Origin of the sequence: Streptomyces sclerotialus (assembly GCF_040907265.1) — a bacterium.
Lineage (GTDB): Bacteria > Actinomycetota > Actinomycetes > Streptomycetales > Streptomycetaceae > Streptomyces > Streptomyces sclerotialus.
Genome location: NZ_JBFOHP010000002.1, coordinates 2,787,701 through 2,813,614 on the forward strand (window position 1 = coordinate 2,787,701; position 25,914 = coordinate 2,813,614).

General features: G+C 73.0%; 19 protein-coding genes and 4 pseudogenes. 13 read left to right on the forward strand and 10 right to left on the reverse strand.

Annotation, left to right across the window (positions count from 1 at the left end; genetic code table 11):
- Window positions 1-98 precede the first annotated feature (98 nt).
- The 5 genes from AAC944_RS12405 (at window position 99) to AAC944_RS12425 (ending at window position 5,099) form a co-directional block, all read left to right on the forward strand.
- On the forward strand, window positions 99-1,283 hold the full coding sequence (locus AAC944_RS12405; RefSeq protein WP_030249149.1) for a PucR family transcriptional regulator: 1,185 nt from the start codon (window positions 99-101) through the stop codon (window positions 1,281-1,283).
- 89 nt (window positions 1,284-1,372) lie between these two features.
- The gene (locus AAC944_RS12410) at window positions 1,373-2,329 is read left to right on the forward strand and encodes an ACP S-malonyltransferase (protein ID WP_030618229.1); all 957 of its coding nucleotides are present in this window, start codon (window positions 1,373-1,375) and stop codon (window positions 2,327-2,329) included.
- 14 nt (window positions 2,330-2,343) lie between these two features.
- A complete protein-coding gene (locus AAC944_RS12415; protein ID WP_030618232.1) occupies window positions 2,344-3,390 on the forward strand; it encodes a ketoacyl-ACP synthase III in 1,047 nt (348 codons plus the stop codon).
- A gap of 103 nt (window positions 3,391-3,493) precedes the next feature.
- Entirely contained in the window at window positions 3,494-3,742 is a 249-nt protein-coding gene (locus AAC944_RS12420; RefSeq protein WP_030618236.1) for an acyl carrier protein, read from the forward strand.
- 76 nt (window positions 3,743-3,818) lie between these two features.
- Entirely contained in the window at window positions 3,819-5,099 is a 1,281-nt protein-coding gene (locus tag AAC944_RS12425; protein ID WP_030618239.1) for a beta-ketoacyl-[acyl-carrier-protein] synthase family protein, read from the forward strand.
- 89 nt (window positions 5,100-5,188) lie between these two features.
- Here the strand turns inward: AAC944_RS12425 and AAC944_RS12430 are convergent, their stop codons facing one another.
- Complete coding sequence (locus AAC944_RS12430; RefSeq protein ID WP_030618242.1) at window positions 5,189-6,067, reverse strand: NAD(P)-dependent oxidoreductase; 879 nt, start codon at window positions 6,065-6,067, stop codon at window positions 5,189-5,191.
- A gap of 64 nt (window positions 6,068-6,131) precedes the next feature.
- Complete coding sequence (locus tag AAC944_RS12435) at window positions 6,132-6,626, reverse strand: DUF3145 domain-containing protein (RefSeq protein WP_030618245.1); 495 nt, start codon at window positions 6,624-6,626, stop codon at window positions 6,132-6,134.
- A 325-nt stretch (window positions 6,627-6,951) separates the two neighbouring features.
- Between AAC944_RS12435 and AAC944_RS12440 the strand changes: the two genes are divergently transcribed.
- From AAC944_RS12440 to AAC944_RS12455, 4 genes and pseudogenes are all read left to right on the forward strand, one after another.
- Window positions 6,952-7,875: an SGNH/GDSL hydrolase family protein gene (locus AAC944_RS12440; RefSeq protein WP_030618249.1), complete on the forward strand. Its 924-nt coding sequence runs from the start codon at window positions 6,952-6,954 to the stop codon at window positions 7,873-7,875.
- Window positions 7,876-7,916: 41 nt separating this feature from the next.
- Window positions 7,917-8,964 (forward strand): annotated as a pseudogene (locus AAC944_RS12445) (aldose epimerase family protein).
- A 62-nt stretch (window positions 8,965-9,026) separates the two neighbouring features.
- Entirely contained in the window at window positions 9,027-10,385 is a 1,359-nt protein-coding gene (locus tag AAC944_RS12450) for a PA0049 family protein (protein ID WP_037772625.1), read from the forward strand.
- Entirely contained in the window at window positions 10,382-11,857 is a 1,476-nt protein-coding gene (locus AAC944_RS12455) for a nitrilase-related carbon-nitrogen hydrolase (protein WP_078888705.1), read from the forward strand. Before AAC944_RS12450 ends, AAC944_RS12455 begins: the two co-directional genes overlap by 4 nt.
- 145 nt (window positions 11,858-12,002) lie before the next feature.
- Here the strand turns inward: AAC944_RS12455 and AAC944_RS12460 are convergent, their stop codons facing one another.
- The 6 genes and pseudogenes from AAC944_RS12460 to AAC944_RS12485 form a co-directional block, all read right to left on the reverse strand.
- Window positions 12,003-12,938: a ribokinase gene (locus AAC944_RS12460; RefSeq protein WP_368397160.1), complete on the reverse strand. Its 936-nt coding sequence runs from the start codon at window positions 12,936-12,938 to the stop codon at window positions 12,003-12,005.
- Window positions 12,939-13,243: 305 nt separating this feature from the next.
- Window positions 13,244-15,243 (reverse strand): annotated as a pseudogene (locus AAC944_RS12465) (ABC transporter permease/substrate-binding protein).
- A gap of 253 nt (window positions 15,244-15,496) precedes the next feature.
- Window positions 15,497-17,107: pseudogene (locus tag AAC944_RS12470) on the reverse strand (sugar ABC transporter ATP-binding protein); the annotation flags it as partial.
- Between the two features lie 308 nt (window positions 17,108-17,415).
- Window positions 17,416-18,402, reverse strand: a pseudogene (locus AAC944_RS12475) (LacI family DNA-binding transcriptional regulator); the annotation flags it as partial.
- Window positions 18,403-18,812: 410 nt separating this feature from the next.
- Window positions 18,813-19,241 (reverse strand): organic hydroperoxide resistance protein, encoded by a 429-nt coding sequence (locus tag AAC944_RS12480; protein ID WP_030618270.1) that lies wholly within the window; start codon window positions 19,239-19,241, stop codon window positions 18,813-18,815.
- A 350-nt stretch (window positions 19,242-19,591) separates the two neighbouring features.
- Window positions 19,592-20,611, reverse strand: a complete 1,020-nt coding sequence (locus AAC944_RS12485; RefSeq protein ID WP_030618273.1) for an NADP-dependent oxidoreductase — start codon at window positions 20,609-20,611, stop codon at window positions 19,592-19,594.
- Between the two features lie 96 nt (window positions 20,612-20,707).
- On the opposite strand from AAC944_RS12485, the gene AAC944_RS12490 reads away from it, so the two are divergent.
- Entirely contained in the window at window positions 20,708-21,211 is a 504-nt protein-coding gene (locus tag AAC944_RS12490) for a MarR family winged helix-turn-helix transcriptional regulator (protein ID WP_051871971.1), read from the forward strand.
- 4 nt (window positions 21,212-21,215) lie between these two features.
- The gene (locus tag AAC944_RS12495) at window positions 21,216-21,848 is read left to right on the forward strand and encodes a mycothiol-dependent nitroreductase Rv2466c family protein (RefSeq protein WP_030618279.1); all 633 of its coding nucleotides are present in this window, start codon (window positions 21,216-21,218) and stop codon (window positions 21,846-21,848) included.
- Here the strand turns inward: AAC944_RS12495 and AAC944_RS12500 are convergent.
- Both AAC944_RS12500 and AAC944_RS12505 read right to left on the reverse strand, forming a co-directional pair.
- Window positions 21,841-23,064 (reverse strand): PucR family transcriptional regulator, encoded by a 1,224-nt coding sequence (locus AAC944_RS12500; protein ID WP_368397162.1) that lies wholly within the window; start codon window positions 23,062-23,064, stop codon window positions 21,841-21,843. The two genes, AAC944_RS12495 and AAC944_RS12500, sit on opposite strands and share 8 nt — an antisense overlap.
- A gap of 7 nt (window positions 23,065-23,071) precedes the next feature.
- A complete protein-coding gene (locus AAC944_RS12505) occupies window positions 23,072-23,218 on the reverse strand; it encodes a hypothetical protein (RefSeq protein WP_196943109.1) in 147 nt (48 codons plus the stop codon).
- A gap of 360 nt (window positions 23,219-23,578) precedes the next feature.
- Between AAC944_RS12505 and pgfA the strand changes: the two genes are divergently transcribed.
- Entirely contained in the window at window positions 23,579-24,613 is a 1,035-nt protein-coding gene (pgfA, locus tag AAC944_RS12510) for a cell envelope lipid trafficking protein PgfA (protein ID WP_078888708.1), read from the forward strand.
- A 107-nt stretch (window positions 24,614-24,720) separates the two neighbouring features.
- Window positions 24,721-25,914 (forward strand): glycosyltransferase family 4 protein, encoded by a 1,194-nt coding sequence (locus tag AAC944_RS12515; protein ID WP_030618288.1) that lies wholly within the window; start codon window positions 24,721-24,723, stop codon window positions 25,912-25,914.

Below are 25,914 nucleotides of genomic sequence, written 5' to 3' on the forward strand. Positions count from 1 at the left end.
GCCGGGGGTCCGGGGGTCGTCCCCCGGGGCAACACAGCATTCGGCCACCGTAGCCCCACCGCGCCATCACCCCGCCCCGATGAGGCAGGCTTGTCCCCGTGTCTGAACCCGCATCGCACGACGCCCACCCGCACTCCGCGACCCTGCGCCGACTGGAGAAGTCCTCCGGCAAGCTCGCGGCCCATGCCATCGCCCGCATGGACGAGACGCTGCCGTGGTACCGGGCGATGCCGCCGGAGAACCGGTCGTGGATCGGTCTGGTGGCGCAGGCGGGCATCGCGGCCTTCACGGAGTGGTTCCGGCATCCGGAGACCCCGCAGGCGATCTCCACGGACGTCTTCGGTACGGCGCCGCGCGAGCTGACCCGGGCGATCACACTGCGGCAGACCGTGGAGATGGTCCGCACCACGATCGAGGTCATGGAGACCGCGATCGACGACGTCGCCGCTCCGGGTGACGAGTCGGTGCTGCGCGAGGCGCTGCTGGTGTACGCGCGGGAGATCGCCTTCGCGACCGCACAGGTCTACGCACAGGCCGCGGAGGCACGCGGCGCGTGGGACGCGCGGCTGGAGTCGCTGGTGGTCAACGCCGTGCTGTCCGGTGAGGCGGACGAGGGCGCGGTGTCCCGGGCCGCGGCGCTGGGCTGGAACTCCCCCGAGCACGTCGCGGTGGTCCTCGGTACGGCCCCGGACGGGGACAGCGAGCTGACGGTGGAGGCGATCCGGCGCGCCGCGCGGCACGCGAAGCTGCAGGTGCTGACGGGGGTGCTCGGGACCCGGCTGGTGGTGATCGCGGGCGGCTCCGACGAGCCGCTGAAGGCCGCGAAAGCGCTGATCGGGCCGTTCGCGGCGGGACCGGTGGTGGCGGGCCCGGTGGTCTCGGACCTGCTGGCGGCGACGCGGTCGGCGCAGGCAGCGGCGGCGGGCCTGAAGGCGTGCGCGGCGTGGCCGGACGCGCCGCGGCCAGTGCTGGCGGATGATCTCCTGCCGGAGCGCGCGATGGCCGGCGACCCGGCAGCACGCGATCAGCTGGTGGAGGAGATCTACAGACCACTGGAGGAAGCGGGCAGTGCGCTCCTCGAAACGCTGAGCGTCTACCTGGAGCAGGCGAGCAGCCTGGAGGGGGCGGCGCGGATGCTCTTCGTGCATCCCAACACCGTGCGCTACCGGCTGCGACGTGTGACGGACGTCACCGGATGGTCGCCGTCCGATGTCCGCTCGGCGTTCACCTTGCGTATCGCCCTCATCCTGGGGCGTCTGGCCGACGGTGAGGCGCAACCCTAAGCTTTTGTCGGACACCAACAATTACCCCGATGGTTCTTCGTCCCTGTCCCCACGGGCGGGCGGGACCTCCCACAAGAGAGAGTGTGAGGGTGCTCGTACTCGTCGCTCCCGGCCAAGGCGCTCAGACGCCCGGCTTCCTGACCCCCTGGCTCGACCTTCCCGGTGTCGAGGACCGGCTCCGTGCCTGGTCCGACGCCATCGGCCTCGACCTGGTCCACTACGGCACGCAGGCGGACGCGGAGGAGATCCGCGACACCGCCGTCGCCCAGCCGCTGCTGGTCGCGTCAGCACTGATCTCCGCGCGGCAGCTGTTCACGTCGCCGGAGGACGTCGCGGCCCAGGTCGGCGCCGCCGCCGGCCACAGCGTCGGTGAACTGGCCGCCGCCGCCCTGACCGGCGTGCTGTCGGACGAGGCCGCGCTGGCCCTCGTGCGCAAGCGCGGCCTGGCCATGGCCGAGGCCGCGGCCGTCACCGAGACCGGCATGTCGGCCCTGCTGGGCGGCGAGCCGGAGACGGTGCTGCCGCACCTGGAGAAGCTGGGCCTGACCCCGGCGAACGTGAACGGCGCGGGCCAGATCGTGGCCGCCGGCACCGCCGAGCAGCTGGCCGCGCTGGCCGAGGACAAGCCGGAGGGCACCCGGCGGGTGGTCCCGCTGAAGGTGGCCGGCGCGTTCCACACGGCGCACATGGCCCCCGCGGTGTCCGCGCTGGAGGCCGCGGTGGCGGAGCTGTCCGCCGCCGATCCGCACACCCGGTACGTCTCGAACAAGGACGGCGCGGCCGTGGCCTCGGGCCAGGAGGTCGTGCAGCGGCTGGTGGGCCAGGTGGCCAACCCGGTGCGCTGGGACCTGTGCATGGAGACCTTCAAGGAGCTGGGCGTCACCGCGATGATCGAGGCGGCCCCCGGCGGGACCCTCGTCGGCCTGGCCAAGCGTGCGCTGCCGGGTGTGAAGACCCTCGCGCTGAAGACGCCGGAGGACCTCGACGCGGCCCGCGAGCTGATCGCCGAGCACGCTTCTCCCGCAGCCGAGAACTCGGCCGGATAAGGAGACCGAAGAGCATGACCTCGAAGATCAAGCCCGCGCAGGGCGCCCCGTACGCGCGCATCATGGGTGTCGGCGGCTACCGCCCGACCCGGGTCGTGCCGAACGAGGAGATCCTCAAGTACATCGACTCCTCCGACGAATGGATCCGGTCGCGTTCGGGCATCGCCACCCGCCACTGGGCCGGCCCCGAGGAGACCGTCGCGGCGATGTCGGTGGAGGCGGCGGGCAAGGCGATCGCCGATGCCGGTCTCACCCCTGAGCAGATCGGCGGCGTGATCGTCTCGACGGTCTCGCACTTCAAGCAGACCCCGGCCGTGGCCACGGAGATCGCGCACCGCATCGGTGCCGGCAAGCCGGCCGCGTTCGACATCTCAGCGGGCTGCGCGGGCTTCGGATACGGCCTGACCCTGGCCAAGGGCATGGTCACCGAGGGCTCGGCCGAGTACGTGCTGGTCATCGGCGTGGAGCGGCTGTCGGACCTGACCGACCTGGAGGACCGCGCGACGGCGTTCCTCTTCGGTGACGGCGCGGGCGCCGTGGTCGTGGGCCCGGCGCAGGAACCGGCCATCGGCCCGACGGTCTGGGGCTCGGAGGGCGACAAGTCCGAGACCATCAAGCAGACCCTGAGCTGGGACGTCTACCGCCGCACCCCGGTGCCCGGCGGCGACGGCCCCGGCGACCAGCTGGCCCTGGACGAGATCCGCTACCCGGCGATCACCCAGGAGGGCCAGGCGGTCTTCCGCTGGGCCGTCTTCGAGATGGCCAAGGTCGCCCAGGAGGCCCTGGACGTGGCCGGCGTCAGCCCCGAGGACCTGGACGTCTTCATCCCGCACCAGGCCAACATGCGGATCATCGACTCGATGGTGAAGACGCTCAAGCTGCCCGAGTCGGTCACGGTCGCCCGTGACGTGGAGACCACCGGCAACACCTCGGCCGCCTCGATCCCGCTCGCGATGGAGCGGCTGCTGGCGACCGGTCAGGCCAAGAGCGGCGACACCGCGCTCGTCATCGGGTTCGGGGCGGGTCTCGTGTACGCCGCCACGGTCGTTACTCTCCCCTAGGCAAGATCTACGCAGCGCCGTCGTCCTCGGACGTTCCGACCGCTGTACGGAACTTCACCGCAAAGCAACAGTTTCACTCGAAAAACACCGAAGGAGCGCCATCATGGCCGCCACTCAGGACGAGATCGTCAAGGGTCTCGCGGAGATCGTCAACGAAATCGCCGGCATCCCCGTTGAGGACGTCCAGCTGGACAAGTCCTTCACCGATGACCTGGACGTCGACTCGCTGTCCATGGTCGAGGTCGTCGTCGCCGCCGAGGAGCGCTTCGACGTCAAGATCCCCGACGACGACGTCAAGAACCTCAAGACGGTCGGCGACGCCACCAAGTACATCCTCGAGCACCAGGGCTGACCCAGCCCCGCATGTCGCCACCCCGCGGTGGCGCCGTCGATTCTCGACCCCTCTACCTGTGGAGACAAGAATTCCCGTGAACGCGACCAATCGCACCGTGGTCGTCACCGGTATCGGCGCAACCACACCGCTGGGTGGCGACACCGCTTCGACCTGGGAAGGTCTGCTGGCGGGCCGCTCCGGCGTACGGCCCCTGGAAGACGAGCGCTTCGCCGACCTGCCCGTCCGGATGGCCGCCACCGCGGCCGTCGACCCGGGCGAGGTCCTGCCCCGCCCCGTCGCCCGCAAGCTGGACCGCTCGGCGCAGTTCGCGCTGATCGCCGCCCGTGAGGCGTGGGCCGACGCGGGCTTCACCGGTCCGGCCGGCGAGGACACCGCCGAGGACGGCTCGGCCGTCGTCACGCCCGAGCGTCTGGGCACCGTGATCGCCTCCGGCATCGGCGGCGTGACCACCCTGCTCGACCAGTACGACGTGCTGAAGGAGAAGGGCGTACGCCGCGTCTCCCCGCACACCGTGCCCATGCTCATGCCCAACAGCCCGTCCGCCAACGTCGGCCTGGAGGTCGGCGCGCAGGCGGGCGTGCACACCCCGGTGAGCGCCTGCGCCTCGGGTGCCGAGGCCATCGGGTACGCCGTCGAGATGATCCGCACCGGCCGTGCCGACGTGGTCATCGCGGGCGGTACGGAGGCGGCGATCCACCCGCTGCCCCTCGTCGCCTTCGCGAACATGATGGCGATGTCGAAGAACAACGACGAGCCGACGAAGGCCTCGCGCCCGTACGACACCGCCCGGGACGGCTTCGTCCTCGGTGAGGGTGCCGGCGTGGTCGTCCTGGAGTCGGCCGAGCACGCCGCCAAGCGCGGTGCCCGCGTGTACTGCGAGGCGCTGGGCCAGGGCCTGTCGGCGGACAGCCACCACATCGCGCAGCCCGAGCCGACCGGCCGCGGCATCGCGGCGGCCGTCCAGAACCTGCTGGACGACACCGACCTCAAGCCGGCCGAGCTGGTGCACCTGAACGCGCACGCCACGTCCACGCCGCTGGGTGACATCGCCGAGATCAAGGCGCTGCGCCGGGTCCTGGGCGACGAGGTCGACCACATCGCGATCTCCGCGACGAAGTCGATGACCGGCCACCTGCTGGGCGGCGCGGGCGGCATCGAGACCGTCGCGACGGTCCTGTCGCTGTACCACCGCCAGGCTCCGCCGACCATCAACGTCGACAACCTCGACGCGGAGATCGACGCGGACATCGTGCGCGACGAGCCGCGGCAGCTGCCGGAGGGCACGATCGCCGCGGTCAACAACTCGTTCGGCTTCGGCGGCCACAACGTGGTCCTGGCGTTCCGTACGGTCTGATACGCGCGTCGTACGTGAGTCGTACATGACGAGGCCCGCCCCGGATGTCCTCCGGGGCGGGCCTCGCCGCGTCCGCCGTGGCCCGGGTCCTACTTCTCCTCGAAGCTCGCGAAGTACGACGCGGCCATGTCCTCGTCGCCGTGGCCCTGCTCCGTCGCGCGGCGGAAGCGTTCCGCGCCCGCGGCCACCACGTCCAGCCGGACACCGGCCGCCTCGCCGGCCTCGACGATGAGCCGGGCGTCCTTCTCGGCCGTACGGGTCCGGAAGCTGGGCGCGAGGTCGCCCTCCTGCAGCGCCTGTGTCTTGGCGCGCAGATAGCCCATGTCGAGCGGGCCGCCCGCGACGGCGTCCAGGAACTCCTGCGGGGCGACGCCGAGGCCCTTGGCGAGGGCCATGGCCTCCGCTGCGCCGTGGGTGACGGTGAGCACCCAGCTGTTGAGGACGAGCTTCAGGCGGGTGGCGGCGCCCTCGTCGCCGTTCTCGCCGATCCAGGCCGTACGGCTGCCGATCGCTTCGAAGACGGGCGCGAGCAGCTCCCGTGCGGCGCCCGGCCCGGCCGCGAGCACGACGAGCTGTCCCGCCTCGGCGGGCTGCCTGGTGCCCAGGACGGGCGCGTCGACGAAGACCAGGCCGTGCTCCTGGGCGAAGCGCGCGAGCTCGCCGAGGGATGCGAGGCCGGCGGTGGTGCACTGGGCCCATACCGTGCCGGGGCTCAGCGCCGTACCGGCGGCGCGCAGGGTCTCCAGGGCTGCCGGGCCGTCGTGCAGCATCGTCAGGACGACGTCGGCGCCGTCCACGGCCTCGGCGGGGGTGTCCGTGACGCGTGCGCCGTCCTCGGCGAGCGGTGCGGCCTTGGCGCGGGTGCGGTTCCACACCCGGACGTCCAGGCCCGCCCTGGCGAGGTTGCGGGCCATTGCCGCACCCATGATCCCGGTGCCGAGCACTGCCACTGAGGTGTTGTCAGCCATACCCCGCACCGTAGGCGTTGGAGTGCGCTCGAACCCAACGACGCGCGCCCCGGCCGGGCGGCGGTCAGACGACCTGATGCAGCCAGCGCACCGGGGCGCCCTCACCGGCGTACCGGAAGGGCTCCAACTCGTCGTCCCAGGGCTTGCCGAGGAGCTTGGCGACCTCGGCCTCCAGGTCGGTCTCGCCGCGCGCGGAGCGGGCCAGCGCGGCCCGCAGCCGGTCCTCGGGAATCAGGATGTCGCCGTGGATTCCCGTGACGGCGTGGAAGATGCCCAGGTCGGGGGTGGAGCTGTAGCGCTCGCCCTCGGCGGCCGCGCACGGCTCGGCGGTCACCTCGAAACGCAGGAGGTGCCAGCCGCGCAGCGCGGAGGCCAGTTTGGAGGCCGTGCCGGACTCGCCCTGCCAGGAGAACTCGGCGCGCCAGGTGCCGGGTGAGGCGGGCTGGCGGATCCAGTCGAGATTGACGCGCACGCCGAGGACGCCCGCGACGGCCCATTCGACGTGCGGGCACAGCGCGCGCGGAGCGGAGTGGACGTACAGAACTCCACGTGTCGTCACCGGGACCTCCAGTACGGTTCGAGGTTCGCCTTCCCCAGCGGCCTCGTGCCCGTTCCGGTCGCGGCCGGGACAGCTGCTGACATTCTGCCCCAATGATCACTTCGGCACCAGCACGCGAGGTTACCTACAGTAAACACCATGGGGCTCAATTCGCCACAAAAGGGACAGGAAATGACGTGTTGTAATTTGTTCGTACGGAGTGCGCTACTCCTTCGGGTCGCCGCCCGACGGCCACGGGGCAAAGCTACCGCGCTGTGACCGCCGAGAGGTGACGTACCGTCGCTCACGGAAGAGATATCACTCGCACGTCGGAGGGGGACAGGGGATGGCAAAGATCGACTGGGCCGCCGGACGCCCCCGCCGGCGGCCGGTAACACTGCCGGCGGCGCTCGCGGCGGCGCTGCTCCTCACCGTCCCGGCCTGCGGTTCCGGCTCCGGCGGCGACAACTCCCCAGGCGCGCACGGGCGCACGGAACCGGCCAGTCCGCGCCCGTCCCCCACACCGGTTTGGGACACCCGTCCGGACTCCGTGGCCGCGCTCGGTGACTCGATAACGGCCGGGTTCGACGCCTGCGGGCTGCTCGCCGACTGCACAGCCGCCTCATGGGCCACCGGCACCGACCCCGCCGTGCACAGCCTGGCGAGCCGCCTGGTCACGAAACAGTCCGGGCACACCTGGAACTTCGCGCGCACCGGAGCGCTCATGAACGATCTGCCGCGCCAGATCGACCGAGCGGTTCCGCACAAACCCGAACTCGTCACGATCCTGGTGGGGGCCAACGACGCCTGCCGCAACAACGCCTCCGCCATGACGTCGACGGCCGAATTCCGCACCGGTTTCCGGACGTCCCTGAAGAAGCTGCGCCAGGCACTGCCCAGGACCCAGGTCTACGTCGCCGCGGTGCCCGATCTGCTGCGGCTGTGGTCGGAAGGCAGACGGAACCCGGTGGGCAAGCAGGTGTGGAAGCTCGGGATCTGCCAGTCGATGCTGCGCGACGCCGACGACGTCTCGCCCGCCGCTGACGACCGCAGGGCAGCGGTGCGGGACCAGGTGGTGGCGTACAACGAGGCACTGCGCGAGGAGTGCGCGAAGGACCGCCGCTGCCGGTTCGACCAGGCGGTTTTCGACTACCGCTTCACCGGCAGGGAGTTGAGCGAGTGGGACTGGTTCCACCCCAGCAAACGCGGGCAGCGGCAGCTGGCCGAGATGGCCTACCGCACCGTCACCCGCCCCGGAGGCGGGGGCTGACCCGGCACGGTGGCGGTTCCGCGCGGGCATAGGGTCGGCGTATGAGCGCGACGCACGCCGCCGGAGAGCCCTTCGGCACCTTGAAAAACGGCAGTATCGTCCACCGCTGGACACTCGAAGCAGGCGCAGTCCGGGTACGGATCCTGACGTACGGCGGCATCGTGCAGAGCATCGAGACCCCGGACCGGGACGGCCGGCGGGGCGAGATCGCCCTCGGGTTCCCCGACGTCGCCGGGTACCAGGCGCACGGCGAGTCGTACTTCGGAGCGCTGGTCGGGCGGTACGCGGGCCGCATCGGGGGCGCCGCCTTCACCCTCGACGGGGAGCGGTACGCGCTGCCCGCCAACGACGGCCCGAACTGTCTGCACGGCGGGGCCGCGAACTTCTCCACGGCCCTGTGGGACGCCGCGCCCTGCCCGGACGGGGTGGAGCTGCGGCGGGTCTCCCCGGACGGCGAGGAGGGCTTCCCCGGCGCCCTGGACGTCCGCGTCCGGTACACCCTCTCCCCGGCCGGCGAGCTCACCTGCGACTACCGCGCCACCACGGACGCGCCGACGGTCCTCAACCTCACCAACCACACGTACTTCGACCTCAGCGGGGACGGCAGCGGCGGCGCGGAGACCCACCGGCTCCGGATGGACGCCGGTCACTACCTCCCGGTGGACCCGACGGGCATCCCCGCCGGCCCCCCCGGCCCCGGTGGCGGGCACCCGCTTCGACTTCCGGGCCCGCCGCACAGTAGGACGCGGCTACGACCACACGTTCGTGGTCGGCGACGGCTCCGGGACGATCGGCGCACCCTCCGAGGAGGCGCCCGCGCCGCGTCCGGTGGCCGAGCTGAGCGACCCCGCCTCCGGGCGCGCCGTACGGCTGTCGACCACCGAGCCCGGCATCCAGCTCTACACCGCCGAACACCTGGACGGTACGTATACGGGCACCACCGGCCGCCCCTACCTGGCGGGCGCCGGCCTCGCCCTGGAGACGCAGCACTTCCCCGACTCGCCCAACCGGCCGGACTTCCCCGGTACGGTGCTGCGCCCGGGGCAGGTCTTCCGGTCGCGGACGGTGTGGGCGTTCTCGGCGGAGTGACGGCCGGGGCGGCGGCCGGTCGCCCTCTACCGGCACACGGGACGGGCGGCTTTACTCGCCCCATGAGACGCATACGTACCAGGCTCCTCGTCCTCGGGGCCGCGCTGACCACCGCGCTCCCTCTTGCCCTGACCGCCCCGGCGGCCGCCCGCGACCAGGCTCCGGACACGGGCCCGTCCCCGGTGGCCGCGGGCCCGTCCCCGGTGGCCCTGAGCACGTCCCCGGTGGCCGTGGAGGAGCAGCGGCTCGCCCTGGAGGCGCCGCGGGAGATCCTGCGGCGCAGCGGTTTCGATGACGCCGGGCCGGAGTTCACCAGGGGGCTGGCCGCGACCCGGTCGTACGGGGCGGCGAAACGGTACGTCGCACGGGCCGGGCAGGAGCTGTGGGAACGGGCCGTGGACCGGGTCCAGGGGCGCGGCCCGGCGGGCGGGGACCTCAGCCGGGACGACGACCGACCGCTGTACTGGGCGCGGCTGGAGATGACCCGTGCGCTCCGGGAATGGCAGCCGTCCTTCGGACTCTCCGACGGGCGGCGCACCGCACTGTCCGGGACGCTGGAGCGCGCCTCCCGGGGCGAGGACTCGATCGGCCTGCCGGCGGGCCGGCGCGTCACACGCGTCCTCGTCACCGGCTTCGACCCGTTCCAACTGGACGCCGACCCGCGGCGCAGCAACCCTTCGGGCGCCGCGGCGCTCGCGCTGGACGGCACGACGGTGCGCACCGCTTCGGGGCGCACCGTACGCATCGAGACGGCGGTCTTCCCGGTCCGCTGGTCGGACTTCGCGGCGGGGACCGTGGAACACACGCTGCTGCCGCACTTCCGGCCCGGACCGCGCCAGGTCGATCTCTTCACCACGATCAGCCAGGGCAGGCCCGGCCGCTTCGACGTGGAGCGCACCAACGGGGCCTGGCGGGGCGGCTACCCGGACAACGCGCGGGAGTCGCGTACGGAGACGGTACCCGTCCCGGACGGTGTACCGACGGTCCGGCCGCAGCCCCAGTGGACGCGCACGACGCTGCCGTACGAGGCGCTCACGGGCGACGCGACCGGCCCGTACCCGGTGCACGACAACACGGAGGTCACCGAGATCCCGGCGGGCGGCACCGAGCCGGTGAAGCGTCCGGACGGACCGACCCCGGGCTCCACGGCACGCGCGGGCGGGGGCGGCGACTACCTCTCCAACGAGATCGCCTACCGGGCGACGCTGCTGCGGGACGCGGTGGACCGGTCCCTGTCCGGCGGTCATCTGCACACGCCGGTACTGGAGTTCGCCCCCGGCAACACCGACCCGGCCACCGGCACCGTCACCGACCCCACCTTCGTCCGCAACCGGCTGGCCATCGTCGGCCAGGTACGGGAACTGGTGACGAAGGCCGCGTCGTGCCGGTTGTCAGTGGGCGGGTGCATGATGGGCAAATGATCGTCGCAGCAGCGCAGTTCGCCCCCGTCCCGCTGGCCGCCGCCGCCAACGCGGCGCGGATGGCCGGGCTGGTCACCGAGGCCGCCGGGCGCGGTGCCGGCCTCGTCGTCTTCGCCGAACTGGCCCTGACGGGGTACGAGCTCGACGGTATCGCCGCCGAGCCCGGGCGGTTCGCGTTCGCCGCCGACGATCCGGCCCTCGCGCCGGTCACGGCAGCCTGCCGGGCGACGGGCACCGCTGCGGTGGTCAACTGCCCGGCGCCCGCGGCGGCCGGCGGCCTGGCCCTGACGTCGTACGTCTTCGGCCCGGACGGCGCGCTGCTGACCCGCTACGACAAGCGGCATCTGCACGGCCCGGAGAAAGCGGTCTTCACGCCGGGCCGTGCGGACGGCAGGTGCACGCTCGGCGGCCTCCGCATCGCCCTGGCCACCTGCTACGACACCGCGCACCCGGAGGTGTGGGAGCGGGCCGCGGCGGACGGCTGCGGGGTGCTGCTGGCGAGCGCCCTGCACGACTCGGCGGCGCGGACCGAGGAGGTGTACGCGACGGCCGCCCGGAAGCACGGCCTGCACGTGGTGCTGGCCAATCATCCGGGCCCGGGAGATCCGGGCGGACTGGGGAACCCGGGCGTCTCGGGGGCCCCGGGAGGCCCGGGAAACCCGGGCGGCTTGGGGAATACGGGTGGCCCGGGGAACTCGGACAGCCCGGGGAACCCGGACCGGCCGGGCATCGGCTGCGGGGGCAGCGGCGCCTGGTCACCGGACACCGGCCGGATCGCGGACGCGGGCGGCGGGACCGGACTCGCCCTCGCCGACCTGCGGGAGCGGATCACGCTGATGTCGGACCCGGCGGTGGCGGCGGTGCCGGTCGTGGAGTGCGGTGAGCCGCTGCTCGACGTCCGGACGGCAGCGCCCGAGCTGCTGGTGTCGGAGATTCGCGAGGACTCCGACGGCGCCTTCGCCCATCTGCGGGAGGGCGTGGTGGACCGCCTGCTGCGCGCCCAGGCGGCACTGCCCGACGGCCTGCGGCTGCGGGTGGCGGAGGGGTACCGCCCGCCGGCCCTGCAGCGCCGCTACTTCCAGGAGTACGCCGACGAGCTGCGGGCCGCACATCCGGAGTGGCCGCCCGCGCTTCTCCGGGACGCCACCAGCCGGTACGTCTCCCCGCCGGAGACAGCCCCGCACAGCGCGGGCAGCGCGGTGGACCTGCTGCTGGTCACGGCCGACGGCACGGAGCTGGACATGGGGACGCGCATCAACGCGGACCCCGAGGAGAGCGGCGGCGCGTGCTACACCCACGCCCCGGGGCTCACCCCCGAGGCCCGCACCCACCGCCGCATACTCGGCACGGCCCTCAGCGGCGCCGGCCTGGTCAACTACCCCACGGAGTGGTGGCACTGGTCCTACGGCGACCGCTACTGGGCCCTGATGACCGGTGCCCACCACTGCCGATACGGCCCGAAGGACCTGTAGCCCCCCCGCCGTGGGCATTCGTTCCGCAGGGCGAGGGGGTCCCTGCTCCTCAAGAGCTCGGGGGAGGGTGGGCACAGCGGAACCCCCCCGGCGGGCAGCCGGAGCGGTCACCCCAGCCCACCCACCAGGCGGCCCCGCCCTTCACTCAGCCCTCCGGCAGCTCATCCTCCGTCGGATAAGACGGCTGCGCGCCGGTCTTCGTGACGGCGGCGGCGCCGACGCGCACGGCGTAGCGCGCGGCCGCAGCCAGTGACTCCCCCCGCGCCAGCCGCACCGCGAGCGCACCGGTGAACGCGTCACCCGCCCCCGTGGTGTCCACGGCCGTCACCTTCACCCCCGGTACGACCGCTTCCCCGTCCGCGTCCAGGACGTACGCCCCGTCGCCCCCGAGGGTGACGACGACCGAGCGGGCGCCGAGTTCGCGCAGCGCACGGGCCCATTCCGCCGGCCCGCCGGCCCCCGCACCGGAGATCCGGCGCGCCTCGTGCTCGTTGACCACCAGCGGGTCGGCCGCGGCGAGCAGGCCGGGGGCGAGGCTCTCGGGCGCCGGGGAGGGGTTGAGGACGACCCGGGTGCCGGCCTCACCCGCCGCGGCGGCCGCGGCCTCCACGGACTCCATCGGGATCTCCAGCTGGAGGGAGACCACGGCGGCGCCCGCGATCACCTTGTGGGCAGCGGCGATGTCCTCCGGGGTGAGGGCCGCGTTGGCGCCGAGCGAGACGACGATGCTGTTGTCACCGTCCGCGCCCACGATGATCATCGCGGTGCCGGTGCGGGCCTCCGGGTCGGCGATGACGTGCGTGACGTCGGTGCCGACCGCGCGCTGCGCGTTCAGCAGCAGCTCGCCGTAGGCGTCGCCGCCGATCCGCGCCAGCAGGGCCACCCGGCCGCCGAGCCGGGCGGCGGCGGCTGCCTGGTTGGCGCCCTTGCCGCCCGCCGACTCGACCAGATCCGTACCGAGCACGGTCTCGCCCGCGTCCGGCCGCCGGTCCACCCGGACCGTCAGGTCGGCGTTGGCAGAGCCCACCACCAGCACGTCGTAGTCGTAGTCGTCCCTGTGGTCGTCGTTGTGTGCGTCCACGTCCGCCGTTTCCATTCTTCGTTCACTGCCGGGCGGCGGTCTGCCGCCGCCCATGGTCCTGCTGCCGCGCCACGGTCATCCGTCGTACCGCGCCACGGTCATCCGTCGTGCGGCGCTACCGCCACCCGCCGTACCGCGCCGCAGCCATCCTTCGTACTGCGCCACGGCCACCTGTCATACCGAGCCACGGCCACCCGCCGCCCGGAGCCACGGCCACCCGCCGTCCCGAGCCACGGCCACCCGTCGTACCGCGCCACGGTCATCCGTCGTCCCGAGCCACGGCCACCCGTCGTACCGCGCCACGGTCATCCGTCGTACCGCGCCGCGTTCTTGGCGGTCACCAGCACCACCGGCACCTTGATCTGCTTCGGCAGCGGCTGGTGCCGGGCGGCCTTGAGCCCCCAGTCCACGGCCAGCTTGCCGAGCAGCTTCGGCTGTTGCGCGACGGTTGCCGTCAGGGTCCCATTCCGTACCGCTTCGACACCTTCCGGCGTGCCGTCGAAACCGACGACCTTCACGGCCTTGCCCGACTTGGCCCCGAGCGCCTTCGCCGCGCCGAGTCCCATCTCGTCGTTGGCGGCGAAGATCCCGCCGATGTCGTGGTGGGCCTGCAACATGTTGGCCGTCACGTCCATCGCCTTGGCGCGGTCGAAGTCGGCGGGCTGCCGGGCGACGACCTCGATGCCGGGGTACTTCTTGATGCCTTCCTCGAAGCCCTGGCCGCGTTCGCGCGCCGCCGAGGTGCCCGCCTGGCCTTCGAGGAACGCCACCTTGCCCTTGCCGCCGAGCGATTCGGCGAGCGTCTTCGCGGCGAGCCGGCCGCCCGCGACGTTGTCGGAGGCGATGGTGGAGCCGACCTTGCCGCCGTTGACGCCGCGGTCGAAGGCGATGACGGGGACGTCGGCGCGGTTGGCGACGCCGACGGCCGGTACGGCGGCGTCGGAGTCGACCGGGTTGATGATCGCGGCCTTGACGTCCTGGCTGGTGAACGTCTCCATCTGATTGATCTGCTGGGTGGGGTCGTTCTGCGCGTCGGTGATGTTGATCTTCACCCCGCGTGCGTCGGCCTCCGCCTGCGCGCCTGCCTTGATGCCCACGAAGAACGGGTTGTTCAGGGTGGACAGGGCGAGACCGAGATCGGTGTCCCCGCCCCGGTCGCAGCCACTGAGGGCGAAGGCGGCCAGCACGGCCCCCACCACCCCGAACGCTCCAATGCGCCGCTGCGGCCCCGCCATGCCACGCCCACTCATGATGCCGCCATGCCTCCTCACCGCACGCCCCCTCACCGCACGCCCCCTCACCGCGCGCTCCGCCGCCGCAGCGTGTCCAGCAGCACCGCGAGGGCGATGACCAGGCCGGTGGCGACCTGCTGCCAGAACGCCGAGACGCTCAGCAGGTTCAGGCCGTTGCGCAGCACCGCGAGGATCAGCGCGCCGATGAGCGTGCCGGACGCCTTGCCGGAGCCGCCGGAGAGGCTGGCGCCGCCGATCACGACGGCCGCGATGGCGTCCAGCTCGTACCCGGTGGCGGCCTGCGGCTGCGCGGAGGTGAGCCGGGCCGCCAGCACGATGCCGGCCACCGCGGCGAACAGCCCGGACAGCGCGTAGATGACCAGCTTGCGGCGCTTGACGTGGATGCCGGAGAGCCGCGCAGCCTCCTCGTTGCCGCCGATGGCGAACATCGCGCGCCCGGTGTACGTACGGGCCAGGATCAGCGCCGCGATCAGCCCCATCACGATCATGACGAGGACCGGTACCGGCAGCCAGCCGCCGAGGGTGTCGCCGAGCTTGCTGACCGAAGCGGGGAACGCGATCGGCGAGCCGCCGGATATCACCAGCGCGAGGCCGCGGCCGACCGACAGCATGGCGAGCGTCGCGATGAAGGCGGGCAGCTTGCCGTACGCGACGAGCGCACCGGACACCAGACCGGCCGCGGCGCCGACCGCGAGGCCGAGCAGTACGGCGACGAACACCGGCAGGCCCTCGGTGGTGGCGGCCCAGGCGACGACCGTGGCCGACAGCGCGGCGACCGAGCCGACCGACAGGTCGATGCCGGCCGAGACGATCACGAAGGTGACGGCGAAGGCCAGGATCGCGGTGACGGAGGCCTGCACGCCGACGTTGAGGAGGTTCTGCCCGTTCAGGAAGTCCCCGGAGAGCGCCGCCATCACCACGACCAGAACGATGAGGCCGCCCAGCGGCCCGTTCCGCAGCACCGCACGGGAGAACCACGGCCCGAAGCCGTCCCTCGCCGGAGCCTCGCCCACCGCCTCGGCAGCAGCCCCCGTCTTCACCTCAGCGGACATCGAAGCCCTCCCTCGCGCTCTCGCCGTTGCCGTTGTTCGCCTCGCCGCCCGACCCATCACGCGTCGCGCCGCCGTGCGCCGAGCCACCGTGCGTGGTGCCGCCCTGCACCGTGTCGTCCTGCGCCGTGCCGTCCTGCGTGGTGCCGCCCTGCGCCGAGCCGCCGTGCGCCGAACCGCCGTGCGTGGTACCGCCCTGCGCCGTGTCGTCCTGCGCCGTGCCGTCGTACCTCGCGCTTCCGGGGGCGGCCTGGAGCGCCAGTTCCATCACCGCGTCCTGGGTGGCCTCGGCCGCCGACAGCTCGCCGGCCAGCCGGCCCTGGGACATCACCAGCACCCGGTCGCTCATGCCGAGCACCTCCGGCAGATCGCTGGAGATCATCAGGACCGCCCGGCCGGACGCGGTCAGTTCGTTGATGAGCCGGTAGATCTCGACCTTCGCGCCGACGTCGATGCCGCGCGTCGGCTCGTCGAGGATCAGCAGCCGGGCGTCGGTCAGCAGCCACTTACCGATGACGATCTTCTGCTGGTTACCGCCGGAGAGGGTGCGGGTGCGCTGCCCCAGACCACTCATCCGTACCTTCAACCGGCCCGCCACCCGGGCCGCTTCGCGCCGCTGCGCGCCACGGTCCACCAGGCCGCGCCGGGTGTCGCGGTCCAGCCGGGCGAGGGTGAGGTTGTCCTGCAGCGACGCGTCCAGGACCAGGCCCTGGCCCTTGCGGTCCTCGGGCACCAGGCCGAGCCCGGCCCGCATTGCGGCACGCACGTCACCGCGGGCCAGCTCCTTGCCGTCGATCTCGACCGTGCCCGCGTCGTACGCGTCCACGCCGAAGACCGCCCGGGCGACCTCGGTACGGCCCGCGCCCACCAGCCCGGCGAGTCCGACGACCTCCCCGGCCCGCACCTCGAAACCGATGTCCTGGAACACCGGCCCGCCCCGGGGCCCGGTACGGGACAGCCCGCGTACCCGGAGCAGCGGCGCGCCCGGCTCCTCGGGGCGCTCGCGCGGGTACTGCTCGGCGATGTCCCGGCCCACCATCAGCCGGATCAGCTCGTCCTCGTCGGTCGAGGCGGGCACCTCGGCCACCGAGCGGCCGTCGCGCAGCACGGTGACCCGGTCGCCGAGCGCGCCGATCTCTTCCAGGTGGTGGGTGATGAAGAGGATGCCGACGCCGGCTTCGCGCAGCTCGCGGACGAGCCCGAAGAGCGTCGCCACCTCCTCGGAGGTGAGCACGGCGGTCGGCTCATCCATGATCAGGATGCGCGCTTCCAGGCTCAGCGCCTTGGCGATCTCGACCATCTGGAGCCGGGCGATGCCCAGTTCGGCGACGGGCATGTTCGGGGAGACGTCCAGCCGTACCCGCTCCAGCAGTTCGGCGGCACGGGCCCGCATGGTCTTCTTGTCGACCAGGCCGAGCACGGTGCGCGGCTGCCGGCCGAGGAAGATGTTCTCGGCGACGGTGAGGCCGGGGACCAGGTTGAACTCCTGGTGGATGGTGGCGATGCCGAGCCGTTCGGCGTCCTGCGCGGACCGGATGTGCACCTCGCGCAGCCCGTCACCACTGTCGCCGCTGCCACCGCTGTCGCCGCCGCCACCGCTGCCACCGTTGTCGCTGCTGCCACCGTTGTCACCGGAGCGGCGGGCGTCGGCCAGGATGCGGCCGCCGTCCGGGCGGTGGGCGCCGGAGAGCACCTTGATCAAGGTGCTCTTGCCCGCGCCGTTCTCGCCGAGGAGCACGTGCACCTCGCCGGCGCGCAGACTCATGTCCACGCCGTCCAGGGCCCGCACTCCGGGGAACGACTTCGTCACCCCCTCCACGCGCAGCAGTTCGCGGCCGCCCGGCACATCGTCTTCGACGCCGGTCATGCGCTGCCCCTCTCGTCGTGAGTGTGGCTCTCGTCGTACGTGTCGCTCTCGTTACGGGTGTCGCTTTCGGTACGGGTGCTGCTGCTGTTGCTGTTATGGATGCCGCTGTCGCATCGAGTGCTGCTCTCCGTAGGGGCGCCGTTCTCTGTACGGGCGCCGCTCTTGATACGGGCGCTGCCGCCCTCGGTGGTCGGCGAGTGGGGACCCGTCGGCACCGGCAGACCTGCCGGCACCGGCTGCCCCGCCGTTTCCGGCACACCCGTCGTCCCCGGCGCACCCGTCGTCCCCGGCGCACCCGTCGGCCCCCGCTCGCCGCAGGAGCGGCGCGGTACCAGGCGGGCCGGGAGCAGTACGGACTCGGCGGGCCTGCCCTCGATCCGTTCCAGCAGGGTGTGCACGGCGGCCCGGCCCAGTTCGCGGGTGGGCTGCGCGATGGCGGTCAGCGGCGGGTCGGTGTGCGCGAACCACGGCACGTCGTCGTAGACCACCAGCGCCACGTCGTCCGGCACCCGCAGCCCGCGCGCCCGGATCTCGTCCATCGCGCCGAGCGCCATCAGGTTGTCGGTGGCGAGCACCGCGTCCGGCGGCTCGGGCAGGTCCAGGAAGCCGCGCATGACCCGGCGGCCGCCGGTGTGCTGCAGGTCGGGCGTGGAGCCGACCCGCTCGTCGGGCAGCTCGATGCCGTACGGGCGCAGCGCCTCACGGAAGGACCGCAGCCGGTCGGCACCGGTCCGGGTACCGGCCGGCGCGACGATGATCGCGGGGCGGCGGCGGCCCAGCGCGGCGAGGTGCGCGGCGAGGTCGACGAGCGCGCCCCGGCCGTCGGCCCGTACGCACGGCACGTCCAGCCCGTCCACGGCCCGGTCCAGCAGCACCAGCGGCGTACCGGCCGCGGCGACCTCGCGCAGCACGGGCGAGCCGGTACCGGCCGAGCTGACCAGCAGGCCGTCGATCCGCCGGTCGACGAGCGTACGGATGTGGTCGTCCTGCTGCTGCGGGCTCTCGCCGGCGTTGCCGATGACCAGGCTGTAGCCGAGGCTGCGGGCCTCGACCTCCACGGCGTCGGCCAGCTCGGTGAAGAACGGGTTGGTGAGGTCGCTGATGATCAGCCCGAGCGCGCCGGTACGGGCGGTGCGCAGGGCGCGGGCGACGTTGTTCGGCCGGTAGCCGAGCTCGGCGACCGCGGCGAGCACGCGGTCGCGGGTGGCCGCGACCGGCGAGTGGCCGTTGAGCACGCGCGAGACGGTGGCGACGGACACCCCGGCTCGTTCGGCCACGTCCTTGATGTTCGCCATGGCGCCTTTGCCGTCCCGTTCTGCTGTTGGTCCCCGGGCGGCCCGCCGACATGGTGCGGCCGCTCCGGTGAGATTTCGGTGTAATCGATTACGCGCGTCTGTGCGGCGCCTACGTAATCGATTTCATCCCCCTGCCGTCAAGACACCGCACGAGTAGCCTGCGTCACACCGGACACATGGCGCCCGCTCGGACACATGGTGCCCGTCCCCCTACCCGACGGAAAGACCGCCTCGGACGGCGCCCGGCACGGGACCGGGGAGGCGAGGCGGCGGGATTCCGGGGATTCCGGGGATTCCGGGGTCCCGGCCCCCGGAAAGGCGGAGGGCCGCACCCCCAACGGGATGCGGCCCTCCAGGCCGGGCAGGCGGCACCCCGCGATCGGATGCGGCCCTCCGGGGCAAGCGCTGTGTCAGGCGACGGTCAGGGTGACCTCGATGTTGCCGCGGGTGGCATTGGAGTACGGGCACACCTGGTGCGCCTTCTCCACCAGCGCCTTGGCGGTGTCCGCGTCGACGTTCGGGATCGAGGCCGAGATCTCGACCTTGAGGCCGAAGCCGCCGGCCGGGGTCTTGCCGATGCCGACCTTGGCGGTCACCTGCGAGCCGGACACGTCCGCCTTCTCCTGACGCGCCACGACGCTCAGCGCGCCCTGGAAGCAGGCGCTGTATCCGGCGGCGAAGAGCTGCTCGGGGTTGGTGCCGGCGCCGCTGCCGCCCTGCTCCTTGGGCGGGTTGACGACGACGTCGAGCTTGCCGTCGTCGGAGGCGACGCGGCCGTCACGGCCGTTCTCCGCCGTGGCGACAGCGGTGTAGACGACGTCGACGGGCTGGATGGACATACGGATTCCTCTCGTACGTACGCCGCGACTCGCGCCCACGATCGCGACGGCTTGCCACGAGCCTAGCGGGCGCCCGCAAGAGCCTCACCAGCAAGGGGGCTTGACGAACACCCCGGCCGCCGGTACGACGCGGCCACGGTACGGCCCCGCCGCGCGACCTGGCCACGGTACGACCCTGCCGGCACACCCCGGCCGCGGTCCGGCTCGGACGGACGGCCTCGGGCGGGCAGGCGGGTGGACTCAGACGGGCAGGCGGACGGCCTCGGGCGGACAGGCTGGTGGTCTCAGGCGGGCAGACGGCCGGCCTCAGGCGAGCGGGCTTGCGGACTCAGGCGGACAGGCTGGTGGACTCAGGCGGGCAGGCTGACGACCATCTTTCCGGTGTTCTCGCCGCGGAGCATGCCGAGGAACGCCTCGACGCCGTTCTCGATGCCCTCCACGAACGTCTCGCGGTACTTCAGCTCGCCGGAGCGGATCCAGGCGCTGACCTCCTCGACGAACTGCGGCTGCAGGTCGTAGTGGTCGCCGACGAGCAGGCCCTCCATGCGGAAGCGCTTGGCGATGATCTGGGCGAGGTTGCGCGGGGCCGGGGTCGGCTCGGTCGCGTTGTACTGCGAGATCATGCCGCAGACGGCGATCCGGCCGTGGAGGTTCAGCGACGCGATGGCCGCCTCCAGGTGGTCACCGCCCACGTTGTCGAAGTAGACGTCGATGCCGTCGGGCGCGGCCTCCTTGAGCTGATCCTTCACCGGGCCGTTCTTGTAGTTGAACGCCGCGTCGAAGCCGTACTCCTCCAGCAGGACCTTGACCTTCTCGTCCGAACCGGCCGAGCCGATCACGCGGGACGCGCCCTTGAGCTTGGCGATCTGGCCGACCTGGCCGCCGACCGCGCCCGCCGCGCCGGAGACGAACACCGCGTCCCCCTCCTTGAACTGCGCGACCCGCAGCAGACCGGCGTACGCGGTCAGGCCCGGCATGCCCAGCACGCCGAGGTAGGTGCTCAGCGGCGCGGCCTCAGGGTCCACCTTCACCGCGGACTTGGCCTTGACCACGGCGTACTCACGCCAGCCCGCGAAGTGCAGCGCCTGGTCGCCCGCCGCGAAGCCCTCCGCCTTCGAAGCGAGGACCTCGCCGACCGCGCCGCCCTCCATCGGCTCGTCCAGCTTGAACGGCTCGGTGTACGACTTGGCCGTGCTCATCCGGCCGCGCATGTACGGGTCGACGGAGAAGTGGCGGTTGCGGACCAGGATCTGGCCCTCGGCGAGCTCGGGGATCTGGGCCTCTCGCAGGGCGAAGTCGGCCGGGGTCGGCCAGCCCTGCGGGCGGGCGACGAGGTGCCATTCGCGGCCGGTCGTGGGGAGTGCGGACATGCCCGGAGCCTCCTGATGCGGGAGATGTTTCATGTACTGAAACAACCATGCTCCTCAATATTTCAGGTTGTCAAGCAACCGGGTATCCTCGTGGGTATGACGCCTCGCACCGACCCGTTGACTCTCGAGGTCGTGGAACTGATCGGCACCGTCGTCGCCCGCTACCACGAGGAGTACGAGCACGCCGCGGCCGAGCACGCCCTGACCGGCGCCCAGGCCCGCGTGCTCAGCCTGCTCGCGCAGGAGCCGCTCCCCATGCGCCGCATCGCCCAGAGCCTGAAGTGCGAGCCGTCGAACATCACGGGGATCGTGGACCGTCTGGAGTCCCGCGGTCTCGTCGAGCGCCGCCCCGACCCGGCCGACCGCCGCGTCAAGCTCGCCGCGCCGACCGAGGAGGGCCGGACCACGGCCCAGGAGCTGCGCGCCGCGCTCGGCTTCGCCCGCGAGCCCCTGGGCGGCCTGACCGTCACCGAGCGCACGGTGCTCAAGGAGCTGCTGCGCCGGATGCTGGGCCTGGACGCGGACGGCGCCGACGACGCCGACGACACGGACGGCGGTGCCGGCACCGCCGACGGCGAGGGCACCGCGCCTCTAGTCTGAGGCCATGAGCGCCGAAACCAGCCGAAACAGCCGTCCTGTCGTTGATTTCTATTTCGACCCGCTCTGTCCCTTCGCCTGGATCTCCTCCCGCTGGATTCTGGAGGTGGAGCGCCACCGCGACCTGGAGCTGCGCTTCCGGGTCATGAGCCTGGCCGTCCTCAACGAAGGCCGCGAGGACCTCCCCGAGCGGTACAAGGAGCTGCTGGAGCGGGGCTGGGGCCCGGTGCGCGTCTGCGTCGCCGCCGCCCAGCAGCGCGGCGAGGGGGTGCTGCGCGACCTGTACACGGCGCTCGGTACACGGATCCACAACGACGGCCGCGGCGAGGAGACGGACGCGGTGATCGCGGAGGCGCTGGCCGAGACCGGGCTCCCCGCCGAGCTGGCCGAGGCGGCGCACAGCACCGCGTACGACAAGGCGCTGCGGAAGAGCCACCACGAGGGCATGGACCCGGTCGGCTACGAGGTCGGCACGCCCACGATCCACATCGACGGCGTGGCCTTCTTCGGCCCCGTACTGTCCGCGATCCCGCGCGGCGAGGAAGCGGTGCGGGTCTTCGACGGCGCCCGGCTGCTGGCCGGTTACGACAAGTTCTTCGAGCTCAAGCGCTCCCGCACCGGCGATCTCGACTTCAGCTGACCCGTCGTCCGGCGGCGGAGGCCCCGTCCGCCGCCGCGCCCTCCCGTAAGCGCCGCGCCCGCAGCACCAGTTCCAGCGCGAAACGCCGGTCCGGGTCGTCCAGCTCCTCGCCCCACAGGTCGCGGAGCTGGCGCAGCCGGTAGCGGACGGTCTGCGGGTGCACACCGAGCCGGGCGGCCACCTCCGGTGCGCCGCCGCGCGTCTCCAGCCAGGCGAGGAGGGTGTCGGCGAGCCGCCGGGCGTGGCCGGGACCGAAGCTCTCCAGGGGCGCCAGGCTGCGCCGGGTGAGGTCGGCGATCAGCTCTTCGGGGGGCAGCAGGACGAGCGCTTCGGTGTGCTCGGTGCAGTGCAGCAGCTCCCCCGGGGGCAGCAGTCCGCGCTCCACGAGGCCGAGCGCGGCCTCCGCCCAGTGCAGGGAGGCGGCCGCGGCGGCGAGCGGTACGGGTGGCCCGACCGCGCCCGACCAGCCGGCCGTGGCCCGCGCCAGCAGGCCGTGCCGGCCCGCCGCTTCCGGTTCCGGCAGGATCACGCACGGCCGCTCGCGTTCCATGTCCAGCAGGACGCCGGGGCCGACGGCCGGTGCCACGGCCTCCTGCGCGGGCCGCGACAGCACGGCGACCGCGACGCGTTCGGGGAGCGGCCAGCCGATCCGGGCGGCGCGCTCGGCGACGGCCGGGCCGCCGTCCAGGATCTCCGCCATCAGCTGTCGTTGCAGCCGGAGCCGCTCGCCGGCCTGCCGGGCGGCGGCCTCGGCGTGGCCGCGTACGGACTGGGCGACCAGTCCGTCCAGGTACGCGAAGCCGGATTCGGCCAGTTCGTACATCGCCGGGGCCGGGATCTCCGCCTGCTGGCCGATCTCGGCGAGCCGCCGCCAGGCCAGCCGTACGCCGAGCCGGTAGATGGCCTGGAGGGCGTCCAGGCTGCGGCCGTGCAGGCCCTCGCCCCGGCCGAAGTCCTGGAAGTCCTGCGGCAGGCCCTGGGGCTGCTCGTCGCCCGTGGCGAGGTGCGTGACGAAGTGCTCCAGCGCCCGGCGGATGCCCACCAGCGCCTTGGGCTCGCCGAGTTCGTCCAGGACGACGGGCAGGTGCGGGTACTCCCGGCGGATCTCGCGCAGGATCTCTTCGGCGAGGGCGGGCACCTGGTCCATGGCCAGGGTGGTGAAGCGGTGCACCCGGAGGCGCGGCACCTCCCGCCACGCGGGGCCCACAGCGGCCACCGCCCGCCTACTCACCGGTCCGGTCGAAGGTGACCAGTGGGACGTTCGGCTGCTCCGGGGTGGCGTTCAGCGCGGCGACGGCGCCGAGGGCCGCGCCGACGGCCAGCGCGGCGGCGGCGATACAGGTCAGGGCTGCGGCGAGCAGTCTCGGCATGGCGCGGCGGACCCTTCGTCGTGGTGGCGGGCGCGGCGCCCGGTACCGGTCTGACGGCAGTCGCGGTGTGCCGAGTCTGAAAGGGAGTTGACGGTCTGTCAAGTACTCCCCTACGGTTCCCGGGCCGATGGCCGGGAACCGCCTCCGGGACGGTTTCGGCCCGCTTCCGGCTTCCCTTCGGCCCACCTCCGTACACCGCCACGCGGCCCGGCGGGGCCGCCGCTACCGTGTCCCACCCGGGCCCGTGCTCCCGCATCCGTACAGCGCCGCCTTCCCGGCCGGTCGGCCCCGGGTCCCAAGGCCACCGAAGTCGCTCCACGTGCACTGCCCCCGCCCCTGCCTCACCACAGGAGTGCCCGTATGCGGAAGACTGCCTCACCCCTGTCCCTGGCGCTGCTCGGCAGCGGCGTCTTCCTGCTGGTACTGGCGGCGATGCTGGCCTGGTACGTGGAGCCGCGGGCGAAGCGCACCCCCGTGGACGTCGACGTCACCACGGTCTTCACCGGTACCGGGCGCTACTTCGAGACGGAGGACCTGGAGACCAGAAAGGGCCGGATCACCATCACCCGGCACGTGCTCGGCGACGTGGCGGCGAGCGAGCGCAGCGGGCGCGCCGTGTGGGACGTGTCCACCACCGTCGACACCCCTCGGACGCTGCGGCTGAAGGACCCCCGTAAGGCGCTGCTGTGGACCACGGCACGCTGGGTCACCGACCGGCGGACGAACGAGCCCGTGCACTGCTGCGGGGAGTCCCCCGCGCGTTACGAGGGCGAGGCGTACCTGAAGTTCCCCTTCGACGTGCAGCGGCGCACGTACCGCTGGTGGGACGACACGCTGCAGGCGGCGGTCCCGCTCAGGTTCGCCGGGACGCGGTGGGTGGCGGGCTATCAGGGCTACGTGTTCACGGGGTCCGTGCCGCCGGCCAGGACGGGCAGCAGGCAGGTGCCGGGCAAGCTCGTGGGCCGGAAGAAGCAGCCGCAGATCCAGGCCGAGGAGTGGTACGCCAACGGTGGGATCGAGCTGGTCGTGGACCGGCGCACCGGCCGGATCGTCGACGCCGTGATCTCGCCGCGCAGGACGCTGCGGGCGCCCGGCGGGGAGCGGGACGTGGTCACGCTGCTGGACGGCCGGCGGCTGCGCTTCACGCCCGCCACCCGGCGCGCGCAGGTGGCGCTGGCGGACGCGGACGCCACGAAGCTGCGGCTGGCCGGGGAGACGGTCCCGCCGTGGACGGCCGGGGCGGGCGGCGTACTGGCCCTGGCGGGCGCGGTGCTCGTGGCCATCGGGCGGCGACCGCGCCCCGATGCTGCGCGCGGTGACGAAGAGGCGGGCGGCACCGGGCCGGAATTTGTCACTCCGGTGAGTGGCCAGGGCGGGGCACGCGGCGAACACTGACGTCCCCACGGGCCGGCGTCGCTTTCCGGTCGGCTCGTTCCGCACGGCTCAGTACGCAGTACGTCCCCCACCCTAGGTACCGCACCCTGAGACGAGTTGGAGCGCAGATGCCCCAGCACGTGCCACCGCCGCCGCACGCCCCTACCCTGGAGCCCGTACGCCCCTGGCGCGGGCCGGTACGCCCGCACGCCCGCACGCCGTCACGCCCGGCGCCGCCGCCCTTCCCGCGCCGCATCGTCTTCCTCGCCCGCCGCGACCTCGGGAACCCCGCGGCGGGCGGCTCCGAACTCCTCGTCGACCGGCTCGCCGAAGGGCTCACCGCGCTGGGCCACCAGGTCACGCTGCTGTGCGGCGGGCCCGCCGCACACCGCGACTACCGGGTGGTCTCGGCAGGCGGTGACGCGAGCCACTTCCTGCGCATACGGGGCCAGTTCGCCCGCCAGGTGGGCGACTGCGACCTGCTGGTGGAGGTGTGCAACGGGATGCCCTACCTCGCGCCCCTCTGGCACAGCGGACCGACCCTCTGCCTGGTCAACCACGTCCACACCGACCTGTGGGGGCTGCGCTACCCGGCCCCCGCAGCGCGCCTGGGCCGCAGCCTGGAGCGCTGGGCGCTGGCCGGCACCCACCGCGGCAACCTGATGGTCGCGGTCTCCGACTCCACCGCAGGGGCGCTGCGGGACCTCGGCGTACCGGGGGACCGCATCCGGCTGGTCCACAACGGCGTCGAGGAGCCGGGCCCGCTGCTCCCGAAGTCCCCCGAACCGCTGTTCCTGGCCATGGGCAGACTCGTCGAGTACAAGCGGATCGGCCTGCTCCTGCGCCTGTGGGAGCGCGTACGGCCGGTCACCGGCGGCCGCCTGGTCATCGTCGGGGACGGGCCGGAGCGCCGCCGTCTGGAGGACCTGGCGGGCCCCGGCGTCCGCTTCACGGGCCACGTGAGCGAGCGCGAGAAGCACGAACTGCTGTGCCGCGCCTGGCTGCTGCTGCACCCCTCGCTCATCGAGGGGTGGGGCCTGGTGGTCATGGAGGCCGCCGCCCGGCGCACCCCGGCCGTCGGCTTCGACATACCGGGCCTGCGCGACTCCGTGCACGACGGGGTGACCGGGCTGCTCGCCCGAGGGGAGAGCGCCTTCGCCGCCCACTGGTGCGCGCTCGCCCTCAGTGGGCAGCGCCGCCACGCGATGGGCCGTGCGGCCGAGCTGCGCGCCGCGCGCTTCCGCTGGAGCACCACGGTCAGCAGCTTCCGCGCGGTGGCGGCGGAGGCCTCGGAGACCGCCCGCACGGCCCCGGGGAGGTGA